This window comes from Achromobacter xylosoxidans, assembly GCF_014490035.1.
GTDB classification, from domain to species: domain Bacteria; phylum Pseudomonadota; class Gammaproteobacteria; order Burkholderiales; family Burkholderiaceae_B; genus Achromobacter; species Achromobacter bronchisepticus_A.
Genome location: NZ_CP061008.1, coordinates 466,977 through 483,966, shown reverse-complemented (window position 1 = coordinate 483,966; position 16,990 = coordinate 466,977). Strand labels below are relative to the sequence as shown.

The 16,990-nt window shown below is 65.7% G+C and carries 17 protein-coding genes; 4 read left to right on the top strand and 13 right to left on the bottom strand.

Going from position 1 to position 16,990, the window contains the following annotated elements; genetic code table 11:
* Positions 1–23: 23 nt before the first annotated feature.
* Both gshA and IAG39_RS02285 read left to right on the top strand, forming a co-directional pair.
* Positions 24–1,595, top strand: a complete 1,572-nt coding sequence (gshA, locus tag IAG39_RS02290) for a glutamate--cysteine ligase (protein ID WP_118933455.1) — start codon at positions 24–26, stop codon at positions 1,593–1,595.
* Between the two features lie 81 nt (positions 1,596–1,676).
* Positions 1,677–2,198, top strand: a complete 522-nt coding sequence (locus IAG39_RS02285) for a lipocalin family protein (protein WP_059377434.1) — start codon at positions 1,677–1,679, stop codon at positions 2,196–2,198.
* Between the two features lie 16 nt (positions 2,199–2,214).
* Here the strand turns inward: IAG39_RS02285 and IAG39_RS02280 are convergent, their stop codons facing one another.
* The 12 genes from IAG39_RS02280 to IAG39_RS02225 all read right to left on the bottom strand — a co-directional run bounded on the left by IAG39_RS02280 (position 2,215) and on the right by IAG39_RS02225 (position 13,723).
* Entirely contained in the window at positions 2,215–3,159 is a 945-nt protein-coding gene (locus IAG39_RS02280; protein WP_118933454.1) for a succinylglutamate desuccinylase/aspartoacylase family protein, read from the bottom strand.
* Between the two features lie 49 nt (positions 3,160–3,208).
* On the bottom strand, positions 3,209–4,198 hold the full coding sequence (locus tag IAG39_RS02275; RefSeq protein ID WP_059377429.1) for a Bug family tripartite tricarboxylate transporter substrate binding protein: 990 nt from the start codon (positions 4,196–4,198) through the stop codon (positions 3,209–3,211).
* A gap of 150 nt (positions 4,199–4,348) precedes the next feature.
* Entirely contained in the window at positions 4,349–5,263 is a 915-nt protein-coding gene (locus tag IAG39_RS02270; RefSeq protein WP_059377426.1) for a LysR family transcriptional regulator, read from the bottom strand.
* A 31-nt stretch (positions 5,264–5,294) separates the two neighbouring features.
* Complete coding sequence (locus IAG39_RS02265) at positions 5,295–6,179, bottom strand: alpha/beta hydrolase (RefSeq protein WP_118933453.1); 885 nt, start codon at positions 6,177–6,179, stop codon at positions 5,295–5,297.
* On the bottom strand, positions 6,172–6,945 hold the full coding sequence (locus IAG39_RS02260; protein WP_118933452.1) for a GntR family transcriptional regulator: 774 nt from the start codon (positions 6,943–6,945) through the stop codon (positions 6,172–6,174). The genes IAG39_RS02265 and IAG39_RS02260 overlap by 8 nt, the downstream gene beginning before the upstream one ends.
* 81 nt (positions 6,946–7,026) lie before the next feature.
* Positions 7,027–7,719, bottom strand: coding sequence for an ABC transporter ATP-binding protein (locus tag IAG39_RS02255; protein WP_118933469.1), 693 nt, complete (start codon positions 7,717–7,719; stop codon positions 7,027–7,029).
* Positions 7,706–8,476 (bottom strand): ABC transporter ATP-binding protein, encoded by a 771-nt coding sequence (locus tag IAG39_RS02250; RefSeq protein ID WP_118933451.1) that lies wholly within the window; start codon positions 8,474–8,476, stop codon positions 7,706–7,708. Before IAG39_RS02250 ends, IAG39_RS02255 begins: the two co-directional genes overlap by 14 nt.
* A complete protein-coding gene (locus IAG39_RS02245; protein ID WP_059377416.1) occupies positions 8,466–9,452 on the bottom strand; it encodes a branched-chain amino acid ABC transporter permease in 987 nt (328 codons plus the stop codon). The genes IAG39_RS02250 and IAG39_RS02245 overlap by 11 nt, the downstream gene beginning before the upstream one ends.
* Positions 9,449–10,363 carry a branched-chain amino acid ABC transporter permease gene (locus IAG39_RS02240; protein WP_054455060.1) on the bottom strand — a complete coding sequence of 305 codons (915 nt, stop codon included), beginning with the start codon at positions 10,361–10,363 and terminating at the stop codon, positions 9,449–9,451. The genes IAG39_RS02245 and IAG39_RS02240 overlap by 4 nt, the downstream gene beginning before the upstream one ends.
* Entirely contained in the window at positions 10,360–11,544 is a 1,185-nt protein-coding gene (locus tag IAG39_RS02235; protein WP_118933450.1) for an ABC transporter substrate-binding protein, read from the bottom strand. The genes IAG39_RS02240 and IAG39_RS02235 overlap by 4 nt, the downstream gene beginning before the upstream one ends.
* A gap of 54 nt (positions 11,545–11,598) precedes the next feature.
* Entirely contained in the window at positions 11,599–12,510 is a 912-nt protein-coding gene (locus IAG39_RS02230) for a fumarylacetoacetate hydrolase family protein (RefSeq protein ID WP_118933449.1), read from the bottom strand.
* 88 nt (positions 12,511–12,598) lie between these two features.
* Positions 12,599–13,723 carry a cupin domain-containing protein gene (locus tag IAG39_RS02225; RefSeq protein ID WP_059377411.1) on the bottom strand — a complete coding sequence of 375 codons (1,125 nt, stop codon included), beginning with the start codon at positions 13,721–13,723 and terminating at the stop codon, positions 12,599–12,601.
* Between the two features lie 198 nt (positions 13,724–13,921).
* Between IAG39_RS02225 and IAG39_RS02220 the strand changes: the two genes are divergently transcribed.
* Together IAG39_RS02220 and IAG39_RS02215 are read left to right on the top strand one after the other, a co-directional pair.
* On the top strand, positions 13,922–14,167 hold the full coding sequence (locus tag IAG39_RS02220; protein ID WP_054455066.1) for a hypothetical protein: 246 nt from the start codon (positions 13,922–13,924) through the stop codon (positions 14,165–14,167).
* A 180-nt stretch (positions 14,168–14,347) separates the two neighbouring features.
* Positions 14,348–15,340 (top strand): Bug family tripartite tricarboxylate transporter substrate binding protein, encoded by a 993-nt coding sequence (locus IAG39_RS02215; protein WP_118933448.1) that lies wholly within the window; start codon positions 14,348–14,350, stop codon positions 15,338–15,340.
* Between the two features lie 34 nt (positions 15,341–15,374).
* Here the strand turns inward: IAG39_RS02215 and IAG39_RS02210 are convergent, their stop codons facing one another.
* Positions 15,375–16,295 (bottom strand): LysR family transcriptional regulator, encoded by a 921-nt coding sequence (locus IAG39_RS02210; RefSeq protein WP_059377405.1) that lies wholly within the window; start codon positions 16,293–16,295, stop codon positions 15,375–15,377.
* Between the last annotated feature and the right edge of the window lie 695 nt (positions 16,296–16,990).

Sequence of the window (16,990 nt, the reverse complement as noted above, 5' to 3'; positions counted from 1 at the left end):
ACAGACCCAAACGAGAAGAACCCGTGACTGATACTGCCGCCAACCGCCTCTCCCGCCTGGAGGCCAACCGATCGCTGCTGACCCAGACCCTGCGGGGCATCGAAAAGGAAGGCCTGCGCGTGGACGAACAAGGTGTCCTGTCCCGCAAGCCGCACCCCGCCGGCCTGGGATCCGCGCTGACCAACGAACACGTCACCACCGACTACTCCGAATCCCTGCTCGAACTCATCACGGGCACGCACAAGGACGTCGACGCGCTGCTGGCCGAACTGACCAACACCCATCGCCACGTCTACAGCGTGCTGGACCATGAACTGATCTGGAACCAGTCCATGCCCGCCACGCTGCCGCCCGAAGCGGACATCCCCATCGCCTGGTACGGCAAGTCCAACACCGGCATGCTCAAGCACGTGTACCGCCGCGGCCTGGCCGTGCGCTACGGCAAGACCATGCAATGCATCGCCGGCGTGCACTACAACTTCTCGCTGGCCGAAGACCTGTGGTCCGTGCTGGACACGCAGCCCGGTAGCGTCCAGGACCGGCGTTCGCGCGGCTACATCGGCCTGATCCGCAATTTCACGCGCTATTCCTGGCTGCTGATGTACCTGTTCGGCGCCGCCCCGGCCCTGTCCAGCGACTTCCTGCGCGGGCGCGAACATCCGCTGAAAAAGCTGGATGACAGCACGCTGTACCTGCCCTATGCCACCAGCCTGCGCATGAGCGACCTGGGCTACCAGAACAAGGCGCAGTCGCAGCTCAAGCTCTGCTACAACGACCTGGACACGTTCCTGGGCCGCTTGTACGACGCCGTTACCCAGCCCTGGCCCGACTACCAGAAGATCGGCACCCACCGCGACGGCGAATGGATCCAGCTCAACACCAACGTGCTGCAGATCGAAAACGAGTACTACTCGAGCATCCGCCCCAAGCGCGCCACCGGCCGCTGCGAACGCCCGATCACGGCCCTGGCCGAACGCGGCGTGCAGTACGTCGAAGTACGCTGCCTGGATATCGACCCGAACTCGCCGGTCGGCATCGACGCCAGCACCAGCCGCTTCGTCGACGCCTTCCTGCTGTTCTGCACCGCGTCCGACAGCCCCTTCTTCCCCGCCAACGGCTACTGTCAGCGCAGCGCCGACAACTTCTCGACCGTCGTCAAGGAAGGCCGCAAGCCCGGCCTGACGCTGGACCGCGAAGGCCAGCCCATCGGCCTGGCGCAATGGGGCCACGAACTGCTGGACCAGATTGCGCCATACGCCGCGCTGTTCGACTCCGCCCTGGGCGGCAGCGCCTATGCCGAGGCCCTGGCGGCCCAGCGCGCCAAGCTCGACCAGCCCGACTCCACGCCGTCGGCGCGCCTGCTGGCTTCGCTGACCGACAGCGGCCTGTCGTTCCATGACTATTCGCTGGACCTCAGCCGCAAGCATGCCGACGCGCTGCGCGCCCAGGCCTTGCCCGCCGACCTGGCGGCAGCCTATGAACAGGCCGCCGCGCAATCCACGGCGGAACAGCTGCGCCTGGAGCAATCGGACACCGAGGATTTCGATACCTATGTGGCCCGCTACCACGCCGCGCTGAAGGCCCCGCACAAATAAGGCGTATCGTTAGGGTTTTGATCCGCGCCGACCGCCTGCCGGCCGGCGCGGACCGCTCTGTCACATCAGGAGGTTTTCCCCATGCGCCGCACCGCAACATTCCTGTTGGCCTTGGCCACCAGCGTGGCGGGGGTAGTCCATGCCGCACCGCCGCCCATGCAAACCGTGGAATCGGTGGACCTGAAGCGTTACGCAGGCATGTGGTACGAGATCGCGAATTTCCCCATGTTCTTCCAGCGCGACTGCGTGGGAGACACCACCGCTGAATACACCGCGCATCCCGACGGCACGGTCGGCGTGAACAACCGCTGCCGCACCAAGGATGGCGACATCGATTCCGCCTCGGGCACCGCCAACGTGGTGGAAGGCAGCAACAACGCCAAGCTGGAAGTCTCGTTCTTCAAGCCGTTCAAGGGCGATTACTGGGTCATCGGCCTGGACCCCGAATACCGCTGGTCGGTGGTCGGGACCCCGGACCGGAAATACCTGTGGATCCTGTCGCGCTCGCCGCAGCTGCCCAAGGAAGAACTGGACAAGGCCCTGGATGCGGCCAAGGCCCAGGGCTATCAACTGGACGAACTGCGGTTTACGCCTCAGAAGTAAGACGCGCTGCGGCGCTCTATCCCGCGTAATCGCGTGCCAGCCGCAGCACCGTTACGCCCGGCTTCAGCTGCCGCAACGACGGCATGACCAGCGTGCATTGATCGTACGGCGTCACGATGGGCTGGCCGTCGGCCCAGCCTATCGTCGAACCGGCCCGCTCAAACGTCTCCAGGCCCGTCCAGGGCTGCGAGAAGCGCAGGTCCATGGACGGCGCGACCACCGCGTCCGTCACTTCCAGCACGCGCTGGTTTTCGGCATCCGGCAACAGCCAGCCCGCCGGCACGTCCGCCGCATCCGCCACGCCCGATTCCAGCAACATGCGCGCCACCATGTCGCGCGCCACGTCGCGCGCAGCCAACTCGCCATGGAAACCGCATTCGATCAGCAAGGCGCAGGCGTCTTCGCGGGCCGGATCGCCGAACTGGCCGAAGTCGCGCATGCGCACGCCGTCCTTGTGGCCCGCGTCCACGATCACGTGCTGCGGCGCCTTCAGCCTGCGCGCCAGCGCGATGTTGCGCGGCAGAACGCCGGTCAGCAGCAAAGGCGCGCCCGGTTCATGCATGGAGTGCAGGTCCAGCAGCCAATCCGCGCGCTCCACCCAGGGACGCAGTTCGGCGCCGCGCCGGCGGTCCGGCGTCGTGGGGTTATCCAGGCGCTCGGCGCTCCAGACGCGGTTCATGTCCTCGGCGACGAAGCGCGACGCATCGTGGTTGGCATGGTCGAAACGGTCGAACGCATCGAGATTGCAGAACGCCAGCGTCAGGCTGCCGCGGCGCGGCCGCAGGCCCACCGTCAGCAGGTCCTTCAAGGCCCAGGCGCCGCACAGCTCGTTGCCGTGCACCAGCGCGGACAGCATCAACGCGCGCCCCGGCAGGCCTGAATCGAAATGCCACACGCCAGGGGTGCCGGTATTGCCGGCGCGCTCGGCGCTCAGGTCGGGTACGGGAAGCTTGAATTCCATGGATGTCGTCCGCTGCGGTGCTAGGGTGTTGCGATGATCCGGTTTCGAATCACTGGGCTTCGATCTTGGCGGCCTTGACCAGCGCGCCGTACTTCCTGGTTTCCTCGGCCTGATAGGCCGCCGGGTCCAGGCCCGGTTGCGACAGCACCCCGCCGGCTTCCTGCATCTTGGCGCGGAACTGCTCCGACTTCAGCGTCTCGGCCAGCGCGCTGCGCAGCTTGGCCGCCACCGGCTCCGGCAGGCCGGCCGGGCCATAGAGCGCGAACCAGACGCTGATGTCCACGGATTCGAACCCCGGGGTTTCAGCCAAGGCAGGCAGGTCCGGCGCCACTGGCGAACGCTTCTTCTCGGTCACGCCCAGCGCCACGATCTTGTCGGCGCGCACTTGCGGCAGGCCCGAGGACAGCACCAGCATGCCGTAGTCCAGCTGGCCGCTCATCAGGTCCGTCACCAGCGGCGCCACGCCGCGATACGGCACGTGCTCGGCGCGCGTGCCGGTCGACTGGTTGATCATCTCGCCGGCCAGGTGCAGGGTCGTGCCCACGCCGGAAGAACCGTAGTTGAAGCTGCCGGGCGCGGCGGCGCGCAGCTTCTGCAGATACTCGGCGGCGGTCTTCACGCCCGAATTCTTGCTGGCGGCCAGCAGCATGGGCTGCGAGGCAATCACGCCCAACGGCGAAAAGTCCTTCACGCTGTCGTACTTGACCGCATTGTTGATCATGCTGGCGATGACCATTTCATTGGTGGAGCCCAGCAGCAGCGTGTAGCCGTCGGGCGCGGCGCGCGCCACGCGCTGCGCGCCGATGGTGCCGCCGGCGCCGCCCACGTTCTCGACCACCACGCTCTGGCCCAGGCGCTTGGCCAGCTCTTCGCCGAACAGGCGCGCGGTCAGGTCCACGCTGCCGCCCGCCGGGTAGCCGACCACCAGCGAGATGGCGCGTTCGGGATACTCGGCGTGGGCGGAAGACGCCGCGGCCAGCGCAGAGACGGCACAGATAGCGGCTAGCGCGCCGCGCAACGGATGCAGGACGGATTTCATGTTTTCTCCCTGGGGTGCTGAGGCGGACGGCGGCGCCGTCTCATTTGATGTTTCGGGAGCTATTCTCGGGCGTACACCAGGGATATTTCGTGCCGAATCGACACATTGCCGTGCGGATTCGGCACACGCCTGGCGCGCGACCAGCGGATTTCAGGCCTTGCGGCTGGCCGTGGCTTCCCAGGCCGCTTCGGCCAGGTCAGCCAGGCGCGCCCGCGACCGGTACAGCCGCACCTCGAACGAGATTTCCTCGCTGCGGCCGCCCAGGGCGGCCAGCGCGCCGCGGCGGCAATCCGCCGCCACCATGGACCAGGGCAGCCAGGCCACGCCCAGGCCCTTGGCGACCGCGCCATGCGCCGCGTCCAGCGAATCGCTGCGCAGAAATGGCGCCAGGGCGTAGGGCGTGGCCTCCAGGCGGTCTCCCACGATGCGCTCCATGGCCAGGCCGCCCGCATAGGTGATCAAGGGCACGGACGGACCGCCTTCCTGCAGCACGTAACGGGGCCGGCCGCGTGAATCCGCCTGACTGACGGGCACGAGCTTGTCGGTGCCCAAGGTCATGTAGCGGTAGCGTCCTGGGCTCAGCTGCACGGACAGAGCCGGATGCTCATAGCAGCACAACAGGTCCACCCGGCCTTGCTCCAGCCGGGCCGCCATGTCCTGCATCATGCCGGTGGACAGCTCGACCTGCGTGCCCTCGGTCAACACCTTGGGCGTGCGGTGGCGCAGGCGCGCAATCCAGTCGGCCACCAGCGTCCGGGCCAGGCTGCGGCCGGTGGCGATGCGCAGCACCGCCTCGCCGCCTGCGCCGAAACTGCGGATGCGATGACGCACCTGCGCCATCTGCTCCACCACCTGCGTCGCAGTCTTGAGCAAGGCCTCGCCTTCGGCGGTCAGGACCACGGGCAGGCGCTGACGTTCGATCAATGGCGCGCCGGCCCAGGCCTCCAGCGCGCGGATGCGCCGGCCGAACGCAGGATGGGTGACGTGGCGCAGCTCGGCCGCACGCACGAAGCTGCCGGTCTGCGCCAGGGCAATCAGATCTTCAAGGAGTTTCAGGTCGGCCATGGGCGTCAAGCTTACGCCATCGGCCGGCCCTTCACTTGGCGCCCAGCCCCATCATTGCCAGGGTGGCGCGGGTCAGATCGCTGTCCAGATCTTCCAGCTCATTGACCAGGTCGAAATGGTTGCAGTGCGGCGTCGGGATGCGGGTGGAAGCCAGCCCTGCGGCATTCCAGGCTGCTTCGTATGCCGCCGTCTGGTTCTTGAAGCCCTGGGTCTCCAACCCGCCCACGGCCAGCAGCATCGGGCCTGCGCGTTCCGGCAGATGGAAGATCGGGCTTTGATGCGCGGCTTGCTCGGGCGTGAGCTGCAGCCAGGTGTTGGGCAGGACGTCGCACAGCGGACGCAGGTCGAACAGCCCGCTCAACGCCAGCGTGCCCTTGATCACGTCGTCCGGCACGCCGTAGCGCGCCTGCCACGCCGGCGCGACCAGCATGCCGGCCAGATGGCCGCCCGCCGAGCTGCCGCTGACGTAGATCCTCTCGGGATCCACGCCATAGGCCGCCACGTTGCGATACAGCCAGGCCACGGCGGAACGCACCTCGCGCACCACTTCGCCCAAGGTGGCCTCGGGCACCAACGTGTATTCCAGGGTAGCCACCGCGGCGCCCGCGGCGTTGAAGGCCTCGGCCATTACCGGAGCGTCTTCCTTGCGCTGCGCGCGCCAATAGCCGCCATGGATGAACACGAACAGCGGCGCCGGCGCCTGCGAGGCGGCGGGCAGGAACAGGTCCAGCCGCTCGTCCTGGCCCATGCCGTAGCGCAGGTCCAGCACGCCGGGGCGGCGCGTGCGCACCCGCGCCGAGGACTCGGCATACCGGCGCACGCAGGCGTCGAAATCCGGCACCGATTCGCGCGCGTTGTATTGCACCTCGCGCTCGGCGATGGTGGGAAAGAAGAGATCGATGTCGGTGTTATGCATGCCTGGCCTGCGATGTGGGCTGCGATTGGGGCTGGGAAATGATGCGTTCGATGAACTGCGCGGTCTTGCGGTAGTGCGCGGCCAGCATGGCGACCGAACCTTCCACGTCACGCGCAACGGCGGCGTCCAGCAGCTGGCGATGTTCGTCGTCGACGTTGCGCTCCGGTCCGTAGGCGGTCGCACCGGCGCGCGCCGGGCGGCGGTAGCGCTCAGTCTGCGCGTAGAGTTGGGTGGACAGGTCCAGCAGCCAATGGGAGCGGCAGGCGCCGATCAGCGCGTGGTGGAATTCCAGGTGGCGCGCCTCCAGCAGTTCGTCCAGTTCTTCCGAAGGTTCGGCGGCGGCCTCGGCCCGCTGCGCGGCCAGCGTCAGCGCATGGTACGCGCCGACCAGGCGCGTTTCCCAGGCGTCGTCGGCATTGGCCAGCGAGCGGCGCAGCGCGTCGCAATCGATCAGTATGCGGGTTTCACAGGCGTCCCACATTTCCTCGACCGACAAGGGCGCGATGCTGAAACCGCGCGATGTGGTGCTGATGACCATGCGCTCGCTGCGCAGGCGGTTGAGGGCTTCGCGGATGGGAGAGAAGCTGCTGCCGTAGCGCTGCTTCAGCAGTTCCAGCCGCAAGGACTGGCCCGGCGCGAAGGCGCCGCGCATGATGTCGCGCCGCAGCAGGCGGTAGACCTGCTCGGACAGCGTGATTTCCTCCACGCCGGCGCTCCCGTCCGATCCGGGATCGTCCTGGCGGGAAGCTTTGATTCTAGGCTTCAAGATGGTCTCCAGATGTCTGCAGCCGGGGCGCGTATCCGCGCGCGGCCCATTCTACCCGCGCCCCAGGGCCGCGCGGCCTGCTCAAATACCCAGGTAACGCTGCGCCAGCTCGGGCTGGGCGGACAGCTCGGCGGGCCGCCCCGACCAGGCTACCCGGCCCTTGTCCACGATGTAATGGCGGTCGACCAGCGTCGCCATCTCGGGCAGGTTTTTGTCGATCACCAGGATGGTCTGGCCTTCGGCCTTCAGCGCCCGCAGGCAGCGCCAGATCTCCTGGCGGATCAGCGGCGCCAGCCCCTCGGTGGCTTCGTCCAGGATCAGGAGCTTGGGGTTGGTCATGAGCGCGCGCCCCACCACCAGCATCTGCTGTTCACCGCCTGATAGCGTGCGCGATGACTGCCCGCGGCGCTCTTTCAAGCGCGGGAACAGCGTGTAGACGCGTTCCAGGTCCCATCCGCCCGGCGCGGCGCGCGAGGTCGCCACCAGATTTTCCTGCACCGTCAGTGAACCGAACACGCGCCGGCCCTCCGGCACCAGCCCCACCCCCAGGCGCGCCACGCTGCTGGGCGCGGAACGGCCCAGCGTCTGGCCGCGGAACTGCACCGCGCCGCCGGTGGCGGGCAGCATGCCCATCAGGGTCTTGATCGTGGTGGTCTTGCCCATGCCGTTGCGCCCGATCAGCGAGATCACCTCGCCTTCGCTGGCCTCGAACGACATGCCGAACAGGACCTTGCTGGAACCGTAGCCGCCAGTCAGCCCTTCAACCTTCAACATGTTCTTCTCCCAGATACGCCGCGCGCACCTCCGGATGGCGGCGCACCTCCTCGGGCGAACCGCTGAACACCACGCGGCCATAGACCAGCACGCTGATGCGGTCGGCCAGCGCGAAGACCGCGTCCATGTCGTGTTCCACCAGCAGGATGCCGTAGTCGCCCTTCATGCCTTGCAAGAGCCGCGTCATGCGCGCCGATTCCTCGGGCCCCATGCCGGCCATGGGCTCGTCCAGCAGCAGCAACCGCGGCGAACGCGCCAGCGCAACCGCCAGCTCCAGCTGCCGCTTCTCGCCGTGCGCCAGGTCCGCCGAACGCACGTGGCGCCGGTCCTCCAGCCCCACATGCTTCAGCCACTGCATGGCCTCGGTCTTCAACGCCGCATCATGGCGCGGGTTGGACCAGGCCTGGAAGGCGCGGCCGCCCTTGAGCATGCGCGACAGGATCACGTTCTCCAGCGCGGTGTATTCCTGGCACAGCTCGGTGATCTGGAACGAGCGTCCCAGCCCCAGGCGCGCACGCTCGAAGGCGCGCAGCCCGGTCACGTCCTGTCCGTCCAGATGGATGGTGCCGGAATCCGGCCGGATCTCGCCGCAGATCTGCGCGATCAGGGTCGACTTGCCCGCGCCGTTCGGGCCGATGATGGCGTGGATCTCGCCAGCGCGCACATCGAGGTCCACGCCGTTGGTTGCCACCACCGCATCGAAGGCCTTGCGCAGCTGCGTCAGGCGCAACAGGCTCGCGCTTGCATCAGTCGGCATGGCGCGTCTCCAGCAGCTTTCCGAACAGACCCTTCTGGCCCCACAACACCACCAGCACCAGGATCGGTCCCATGTACAGCAGCCAGTGCTCGGTCAGCGACGACAGCATCTGCTCCAGCCCCAGGAACACCGCCGCACCCGCGATCGGCCCGAGCAAGGTGCCCACGCCGCCCAGGATGACGATGGCCATCAGTTCCCCGGACTTGGTCCAGGCCGCCATGTCGGGCGTCACCAGCCCGGCATAGTTGGCCCACAGCACGCCGGCCAGACCCGTGCCCACCGCCGACAGCACGAAGGCGCTGAGCCGGTACGGCGTGGGCGCCACGCCCAGGTTGATGGCGCGCCGCTCGCTCTGGCGCAGTGCCTGCAACACCATGCCGAAGCGCGAGTTGGTGACGCGGATGCACAGCAGCGTCCACAAGGTCAGCAACGCCAGGCACACGTAGTAGAAAACCATGGGGCTTTCCAGATTGATGCCCGGCAGCTCATTGCGCTGCGGAATCATCAGGCCGTCGTCGCCGCCGTAGAACTGCAACGACACCAGCACGAAGTACACCATCTGACCGAACGCCAACGTGATCATGATGAACTGCACGCCGCGCGTGCGCAGCGCCAGATAGCCGAACAGCCAGCCGGCCAGCGCGCACACGATGAGCGCTATCGGCCACACCACCAGCGCGGCGTTGCTGCCGGCCCAGCCGAAGATCGGACCGGCTTCCGAAGTATGGAAGGCAATGATGCCGACCGCATAACCGCCCAGCCCGAAGAACATGGCATGGCCGAAACTGACCATGGCGCCATAGCCGATCACCAGGTCCAGGCTGACCGCCGCCAGGCCGTAGATCAGAAAGCGCGTCACCACGCCGATCAGGAACGGCGAGCCCGAGGCCAGCGCCGCGGCCGGCAGCAGGATCAGCACCGCCAGACCCGCCAGGCCCCAGCGGGCGCGGTTCGTAAGTGTGTATGCCATCTTCATCCTCGCGCCGGGAACAGTCCACCCGGCTTGGCAATCAGCACGATCGCCATCAATACATAGATGCTGGCGGAAGCCATGCCTGCCGCCAGCGGGTCCGCGGTGGCGGGCGAGAACATCGTCGACAGCAGCTGGGGCAGGAAGGCACGCCCCAGGCTGTCCACCATGCCCACCAACAGCGCGCCGGCCAACGCGCCACGCACCGATCCCACGCCGCCGATCACGATGACCACGAAGGTGGTGATCAGGATGCGCTCGCCCATGCCGATTTCGACCGCCAGCAGCGGCGCGGCCATCACGCCGGCCAGGCCGCAAAGCAAGGCGCCCAAGCCAAACACCAGCGTGTAGAGCTTGCGGATGTCTATGCCTAACGCGTCGACCATCTCGCGGTCGTCGGCGCCCGCGCGGATCAGCATGCCGATGCGCGTGCGGTTGACCAGCCACCACAGGCCCACGGCCACCAGCGCGCCTATGGCGATGAACGACAGGCGGATCAGCGGATACTGGAACCCCGGCGCCAGCGTCACCGCGCCTTCCAGGAAGCTTGGGATGCCCACCAGCGGCGGACGCCGGCCGAAGATCAGGCTGACCGCTTCGTTGGAGAACAGCAGCAGGCCGAAGGTGGCCAGCACCTGGTAGAGGTGATCCCGCTTGTACAGCTTGCGTATCACCACCACTTCGACGGAAATGCCATACAGGCCCGCCCCCAGCAACGCCGCCAGCACGCCCGCCAGGAACGAGCCGGTGGTGCCGATGGCGTAGGCCGCGCAATACGCCCCCACCATGTAGAACGACCCGTGCGTCAGGTTGACCACGCCCATGATGCCGAAGATCAGCGTCAGTCCGGCCGCCAGCATGAACAGCATGGCGCCGAACTGCAGCCCGTTGAGCAGCTGTTCAAACAGAAGCGTCATGACGGCATCTTGCAGAGTTGCGCGTAGGCGTCCTTGTCATCGGACACCAGCTTGCGGACCAGCTTCGGCGACAGGCTGCCGTCGCTATCCTTCTCGATGCGCATCAGGTACAGATCCTGGATCGGATGCTGGTTGGTGTTCATGCTGAACTTGCCGCGCAGCGACGTGAACTCAGGCTTGCGCAGCGCGGCGCGGAAGTCCGCGGCCTTGGACAGGTCGCCGCCGGTGGCCTTCAGGCCCGCGCCGATCAGCTGCGCGGTGTCGTAGGCCTGCATGGCGTAGTCCGTCGGCACGCGGCCGTAGGCGTCCTTGAACGCCTGCACGAAGGCCTTGGATTGCGCGTTGTCGAAGTCCTGCGACCAGATGCCGGTGATGTAAGCGCCGGCCGAGGCGTCGCCCGTGGCCTGGATCATGCGCGCATCCATCGAGAAGCTGGGCATCAGCATCGGGATGCTCTTGTTCAGCCCGGCCGCCGCGTACTGCTTGACGAAGTTGATGCCCGTGCCGCCAGGATGGAACTGATAGATGGCGTCGGGCGCCAGCGAACGCAGGCGCGCCAGCTCCACCGAGAAGTCCGACTGGTCGAGCTTGGTGTAGATCTCGGCGACCACCTCGCCCTTGTAGGTGCGCTTGAAGCCTTCGATGGCGTCGCGGCCCGCCTGGTAGTTGGGCGCCAGCAGGACGACCTTCTTGTAGCCCAGTTCGTTGGCCGCCACGCCGCCGGCCGTGTGGAAGGCGTCGTTCTGGTAGGACGTCACGAAGTAATTGGGATCACACTTTTCGCCCGCGAAGTTCGACGGGCCGGGATTCAGGCTGACGTAGAACGCGCCCGACTTCACCACGCTGGGCACGACCGCCGCCAGCACGTTGGAGAAGTTCACGCCGGTATAGAGCTTGACGCCCGATTGCAGCAGGCGGTCGGCCGCCTGCTTGGCGTTGGCGGGCTTCAGGCCGTCGTCCTCGATCACCAGTTGCACGGGCACGCCGCCCAGCTTGCCGCCGCCCTGCTTGATGGCCAGGTTGAACGCATCGCGCTCGTCTTCGCCGATGTAGCCCGCCGGCGTGGACAAGGTGGCGATGAAGCCGATCTTGACCGGTTCCGCGGCATGGGCCGCTCCCATGGACGCCGCTGCGCCCAGCGCGACGGACAACGCGCCGCCCAGTATCTGTTTCTTGATCATGTTTTTCCCCTTGGAGACTGCGTTGCCCGCCGCCCGCGTCGGCGGCCGGGCGTTTTAGACCGCCACCACCGGATGGCGCAGCGTGCCGATGCCTTCCACGCAGGCCACCACCACGTCGCCCGGCCACAACCATTCCTGGGGCTTGCGTCCCGCGCCCACGCCTTCCGGCGTACCGGTGGCGATGATGTCGCCCGGTTCCAGCGTGATGCCCGCACTGATGTCCGAGATCAGGAACGGCACCTTGAACAGCATGTGCCGCGTGTTGGAGCCCTGCTTCTTTTCGCCGTTGACCGTGAGCCACAGGTCCAGCACCTGCGGATCCGGGATCTCATCGGCGGTCACGATGCACGGGCCGAAGGGCGCGTAGGTGTCCATGCCCTTGGAATAGATCCACTGGCCGGCGCGGCGGCAATCGCGCGCGCTCATGTCCAGCATCACGCTGTAGCCGAACACGTACGACAGCGCATCGGCCTCGGCCACGCGCGAAGCGCGGCGGCCCATGATCACGGCCAGCTCCACTTCCCAATCCAGCTGCTGCGTGATCTTGGCGTTGTGCTCGATGGCGTCGCCCGGGCCGATGACCGTGGTGGGCGGCTTGGAGAAGATCACCGGCTGCTTGGGCAGGTCGGCCGAGGTATCCAGCGTGCGGCTGGATTCCTTCACGTGCTCCACGTAGTTCAGGCCGATGCCGAAGATGTTCTTGCGCGGACGCGGAATCGGCGCCAGCAGCTTGACGTTCTCCTGCGGCAGCGCGCTGCCCACGGGCCAGTTGCCGCGATAGGCCTCCATCAGCTTGCTGGCCTGCGCCACCGCCACGGGACCGAGGTCGATGAAAGCCAGCATGTCGTCAGGCAGGTCCACGCCGCCGGCGCGCCCCAGCAGGGCCAGGTCGATCACATAGCCTTCGGCCAGCGCGCCCAGGCGGGCAGCGGCGGTGGGGTGAGCGCGAAAAGTTACCAAGCGCATAAGAACTCCATTGATTCAGGACGAGTTGAGTCAAGCGCGCGGGCCAAGCCCGCGCGGCGGATGAAAATTCGGGAGGGAACGGGCGGCGCTAGATCAGCACTTGATGGCCGTCGTTTTCCTTGACCGCTTCTTCGCGGTAAAGCGCCAGCGCGCGCATCACGGGCAGGTCGTTGAAGCTGAACAGGCAGGCGTCGTCGTTCGATGAAAGATTGACGTGTTCATGGATGGCCCACGAGGGCACGCAGAAGATGTCGCGCTCGGTCCAGTCATAGCGCTTGCCGTCGATGATGGAATAGCCGCTGCCCTTGGCCACCTGGTAGATGAAGCTGCCGGTATGGCGGTGGGCCTTGGTGTGCTCGCCGGGCCGCAGCAGCTGCATGCTGGCGCCGATGGTGGGCATGACCGGGCCGCCCGTGGCCGGGTTGACGTATTCGAGCAGGATGCCGTCGTAGGGGCTGCCCGCAGTGGTGCGCGCATAGCGGCGCAGCGCCTCGTAGGTGGGCTCCCATTCGTACTTGAAGAGCGGCGAATAGGGCTTGGTCCAACCGGACACCTGGGGCCGTAGCGCCGGATTGGCCCAGGCGGCGCTGGTGTCGTCGACCGGATAGGTCACGGTCTGGTTCAAGTCGGGATGCACGGCATAGAAGCCGGCTTCCATGGCGTTGACCAGCGGGATGTCCAGGCCGTCCTGCCAGATGCAGGTGGTGCCGTCTTCGGCCACGCCATGCTCGTGCCAGGTGCCGTTGGGCGTCAGCACGAAATCGTTCGCGCCCAGTGTCATCTTGTGGCCGTCGACCACCGTGAAGGCGCCCCGCCCTTCCATGATGAAGCGCAGCGCCGAATGCGAATGCTTGTGGGCGGAAGCCAGTTCGCCCGGCTTCATGACCTGCAGGCCCGAATACAGCCAGCCCACGGCGGCGGCCACGTCGCGCCGGCCCGGGTTGTTCAGGTAGATCACGCGCCGGCCCGCCTCTTCGGGCGAAACCAGCTCGGACGAACGCAGCACGTGGCCGCGCAGGTCCTGGTAGCGCCACACCACCGGCACCGAGGCAGACCGCGGCGCCCACGGTTCGATCTTGTTCGCCACCGTCCACAGGGCGCCCGTCTCCAGGCGGGCCAGCTCCTGGTAATAGGCGATCAGCTCGGGCGAGTCGGCCACATTGGCGCGGCCTATGGTGTCCTCGCGGTACGCGTCATAGCGGTTCGCTTCCATCCCTTGCCTCTTTTTATAAAAGTTCGAATATTTTCGAAAATAATAGAGGCCAGCTGAAAATCGGGCAACGAGTGCGCGCTAGGGGTTTTCCCAGGCCGCCTGAAAATTGTTGGCGCGCGGTCAAACAATACTGTACAAAAACACAGTACAACGTGATACATTTCGCTCGCCCAAAAAACTGTCGTCCAGGAGAACCCTGTGTCAGAAGCTGCCCATCTCGTCCAGTACATCGTCGTTCCCTACCGCGCCGCCGCCGATGGCGTCGCGCCCGGTGAAATCCGCGCCGCCAGCAGCGAGTTCGGCGCCATACGCATCGCCAACTCCATGGCCTCCAAGTTCGCCGGCGTCGCCGCCTACGAAGTACTGGTGGACAAGGAAACCGGCGACATGGAATCGCCGCGCATCCTCGCCCAGATCGGGACCGTACCGGCACTGGACGATTGAATGCGAGGCCGCCGTGCGGCGTCGACCCCGGCCCGGCGGCAACGACTGATCGCCGCTGGGCCGTGTCATGAATTTTCTTTGATTGGAATGAATATTTTCTAGCTTCACTAGGGCAAGGATGTCCGACAGGATGCGGGGTTACGTGCAAATCGCCTACCCACCTTGCCACCAAGAAGCCGCATGATCCGCCAACTCCCCTTGCTCCGCGCCACCACGGCCGGACTCCTGTCCCTGGCTTGCGCCCTGACGCATGCGGCGCATTCGCCGGAGTCCTCCGACTGGCCGAGCAGACCCGTGACGCTGGTCGTGCCTTTTCCCCCAGGTGGAGGCAATGACGCAGTAGCGCGCCAGATCGCAGGCCCCGCAGGCCAGGCGCTGGGCCAGCTTCTGGTCGTCGAAAACCGGCCGGGCGCGGGCGGCACCATAGGCTCTGCGACCGTCGCCCGGGCACACCCCGATGGCTACACGCTGCTGCTCTGCTCGACCAGCAGTCTGGTCGTGGCAACAGCGCTCTATCCCAGCTTGCCGTACCGCGTCGAGGATCTGGCTCCGGTCGTCCATATTGCCGATACGCCGACGGTCTGGGTGGCCGATCCGGGCGTATCCGCTACCAATCTCCAGGAATTCATCGCGGCCGCCAAACAGGCGCCCGGCAAATACGGCTACGCCTCGGGCGGCACGAACACCATGCCTCATCTTGCAGGCCGGACGATCAGCGCGCGCAATGGCCTGAACATGCTGCACGTGCCGTACCGCGGATCCACGCCCGCCTATGCGGATCTCGCCACGGGACGTGTGAACCTGATGATGGACAGCATTATTTCAGCGCTGCCCTTCATCGAGTCTGGCCGGGTCAAGGGACTGGGCGTCAGCGCCGATCAACGCCTGCCGCAGATGCCGTCCGTACCGACCTTGGCTGAACAGGGCCTGGACGACTTGGGCTTTGTGGGCTGGGTAGGTATTTGCGCGCCGCGCGACACGCCGCATGAGATCACCGCCAAGGTCGCTCGCAGCGTGCAGCAAGCATTGGCCCAGCCCTCGTTGCGGGAAACGTTTGCGAGGCAGATTGCGAAACCGGTAGGTAACGGCCCCGACGCGTTTGCGCAGAAGATACAGCGCGATACCGTGGCGTGGCGGCAGATCATCGCGGCGTCTCAAGCGGGCCAGGATTGAGGCACAGGCAGCACACGCCGAAGCCCGGCTGCGCTCAGGCGGCTAGCGTCGGCCCGTTCGCCATGCCATCCGAGACCAGCCTGGCGACCTCGCAAATGCAATCGACCATGGCTGCGCGCAGCGGAATCGAGGGCTGGTCGACATAAGCGGCAAAGTAGGTCTGCTTAGGAAATGGCATGGAAAATGGCAGCCGCACAAGCTTGCCCGAATCGAGCTCCCCGCGGATGAGCTCGATCGGCAAGACCGCGTATCCCGCGCCCGCAACGGCCAACCGCAGCATGACCGACAGCGATCTCAACACGATCAGCTTGAAGCCTTGCATCTGAGGAGACGAAAAATAGCTGGCGATGGCAGAGTACAACAGCGAATCCACCGGATAGGACAACAGAGGCAGCCGCTTCAAGTGGTTCACCGACGGCTCGACATCGCCGCGCATCAGGCTTGGGCTGCAGACCCAGACGTAGTCCAGCTCGAGCAACTGCCGGTTTACCACCATCGGCTCTTCGATGCTGCCCAGCAACAGCCCGATGTCGAGCGTGCCCTCACGCAATTGCTGCCGTATGTCCGTGCTGGTCAAAGACTGCAGATGCACGGTGACGTTCGGCCATTGTCTGCAGAGGGCGGCGGCCATGGGCTCGAGTATCGCTTCCGCAACGGTCCCGCTCATGCCGATGCTGATCTGGGTAAGCCTTACGTCCGTGGTCGCGAACCGGCTGGTGAAGGCTCTCGCATGTGCCAGCAGTTCTTCCGCAGGGCCAAGCATTTCTGCGCCTATCGGCGTCAAGCTCAGCTGCTTGCCCTTCTCCCGCACAAAGACCCTTACGCCCAGTTCTTCCTCGAAGGCCGCAATGCGGGCGGAAATGGCCGCCTGGGACGCGTGGAGTTCTTCCGCGGCCAAAGTCATTTTCTTGAGCCTGGCGGCTCGGACAAACGTTTCCAGAAACCGGAGATTCATGCGTGGATATCCTAAGCCTGAGATACACCCCTGTCCCACCGGCCAGCGGCGGAACAGTCCCGGTCAGTATCGGGATGGGTTATCAGAATCCGAAGGGGCTGGGCTCCCCTGCTGCGACGCACCAATACACTCGCCGGATTGGCGAACGACGGCCGACTTTGGAAGAAAAACAAGGACCGTTAACCCGTTTTTCTCATGGCCCGCAGACGTTGGTATACGCCGACGGGCCTAAATGCAAAGCGGGAGACGATGCTCCCGCTCATAATCCCAAGCGATTGATTTTAACTAAATTTCCGGACTTTAAACACGAAATACCCCTATCAAAACTTCGTGTTTTTTCTCGTATCCCGCCCTTGTGAGACTGCGTCAATCGGCATGCAACCATGAAACTCGACGGCTGCAGCATTCCGCATGTTTCACTGCAACAAATTTCGCCATCATCGGCATCCTGACGCCGGATTCATGTCTCGCTTTATCAAGCATTTATGGATTCATGCAGACACCTCGTCCGGACAAATCAACACAGAAGTCGCTGTCCAAATTTCCAATAATCAGCAATAAACAATCATTGCCTGAATTCGAAATTCGTCACGCGCAGAGTTAATCAAACGTATCCAAACCGGCCCCGGCCGTTGACCGGCCGCGGGCCAATGCGCGTCGCCGACGCCCAGCCTTTGCAGAATGGGCGTCTCAGC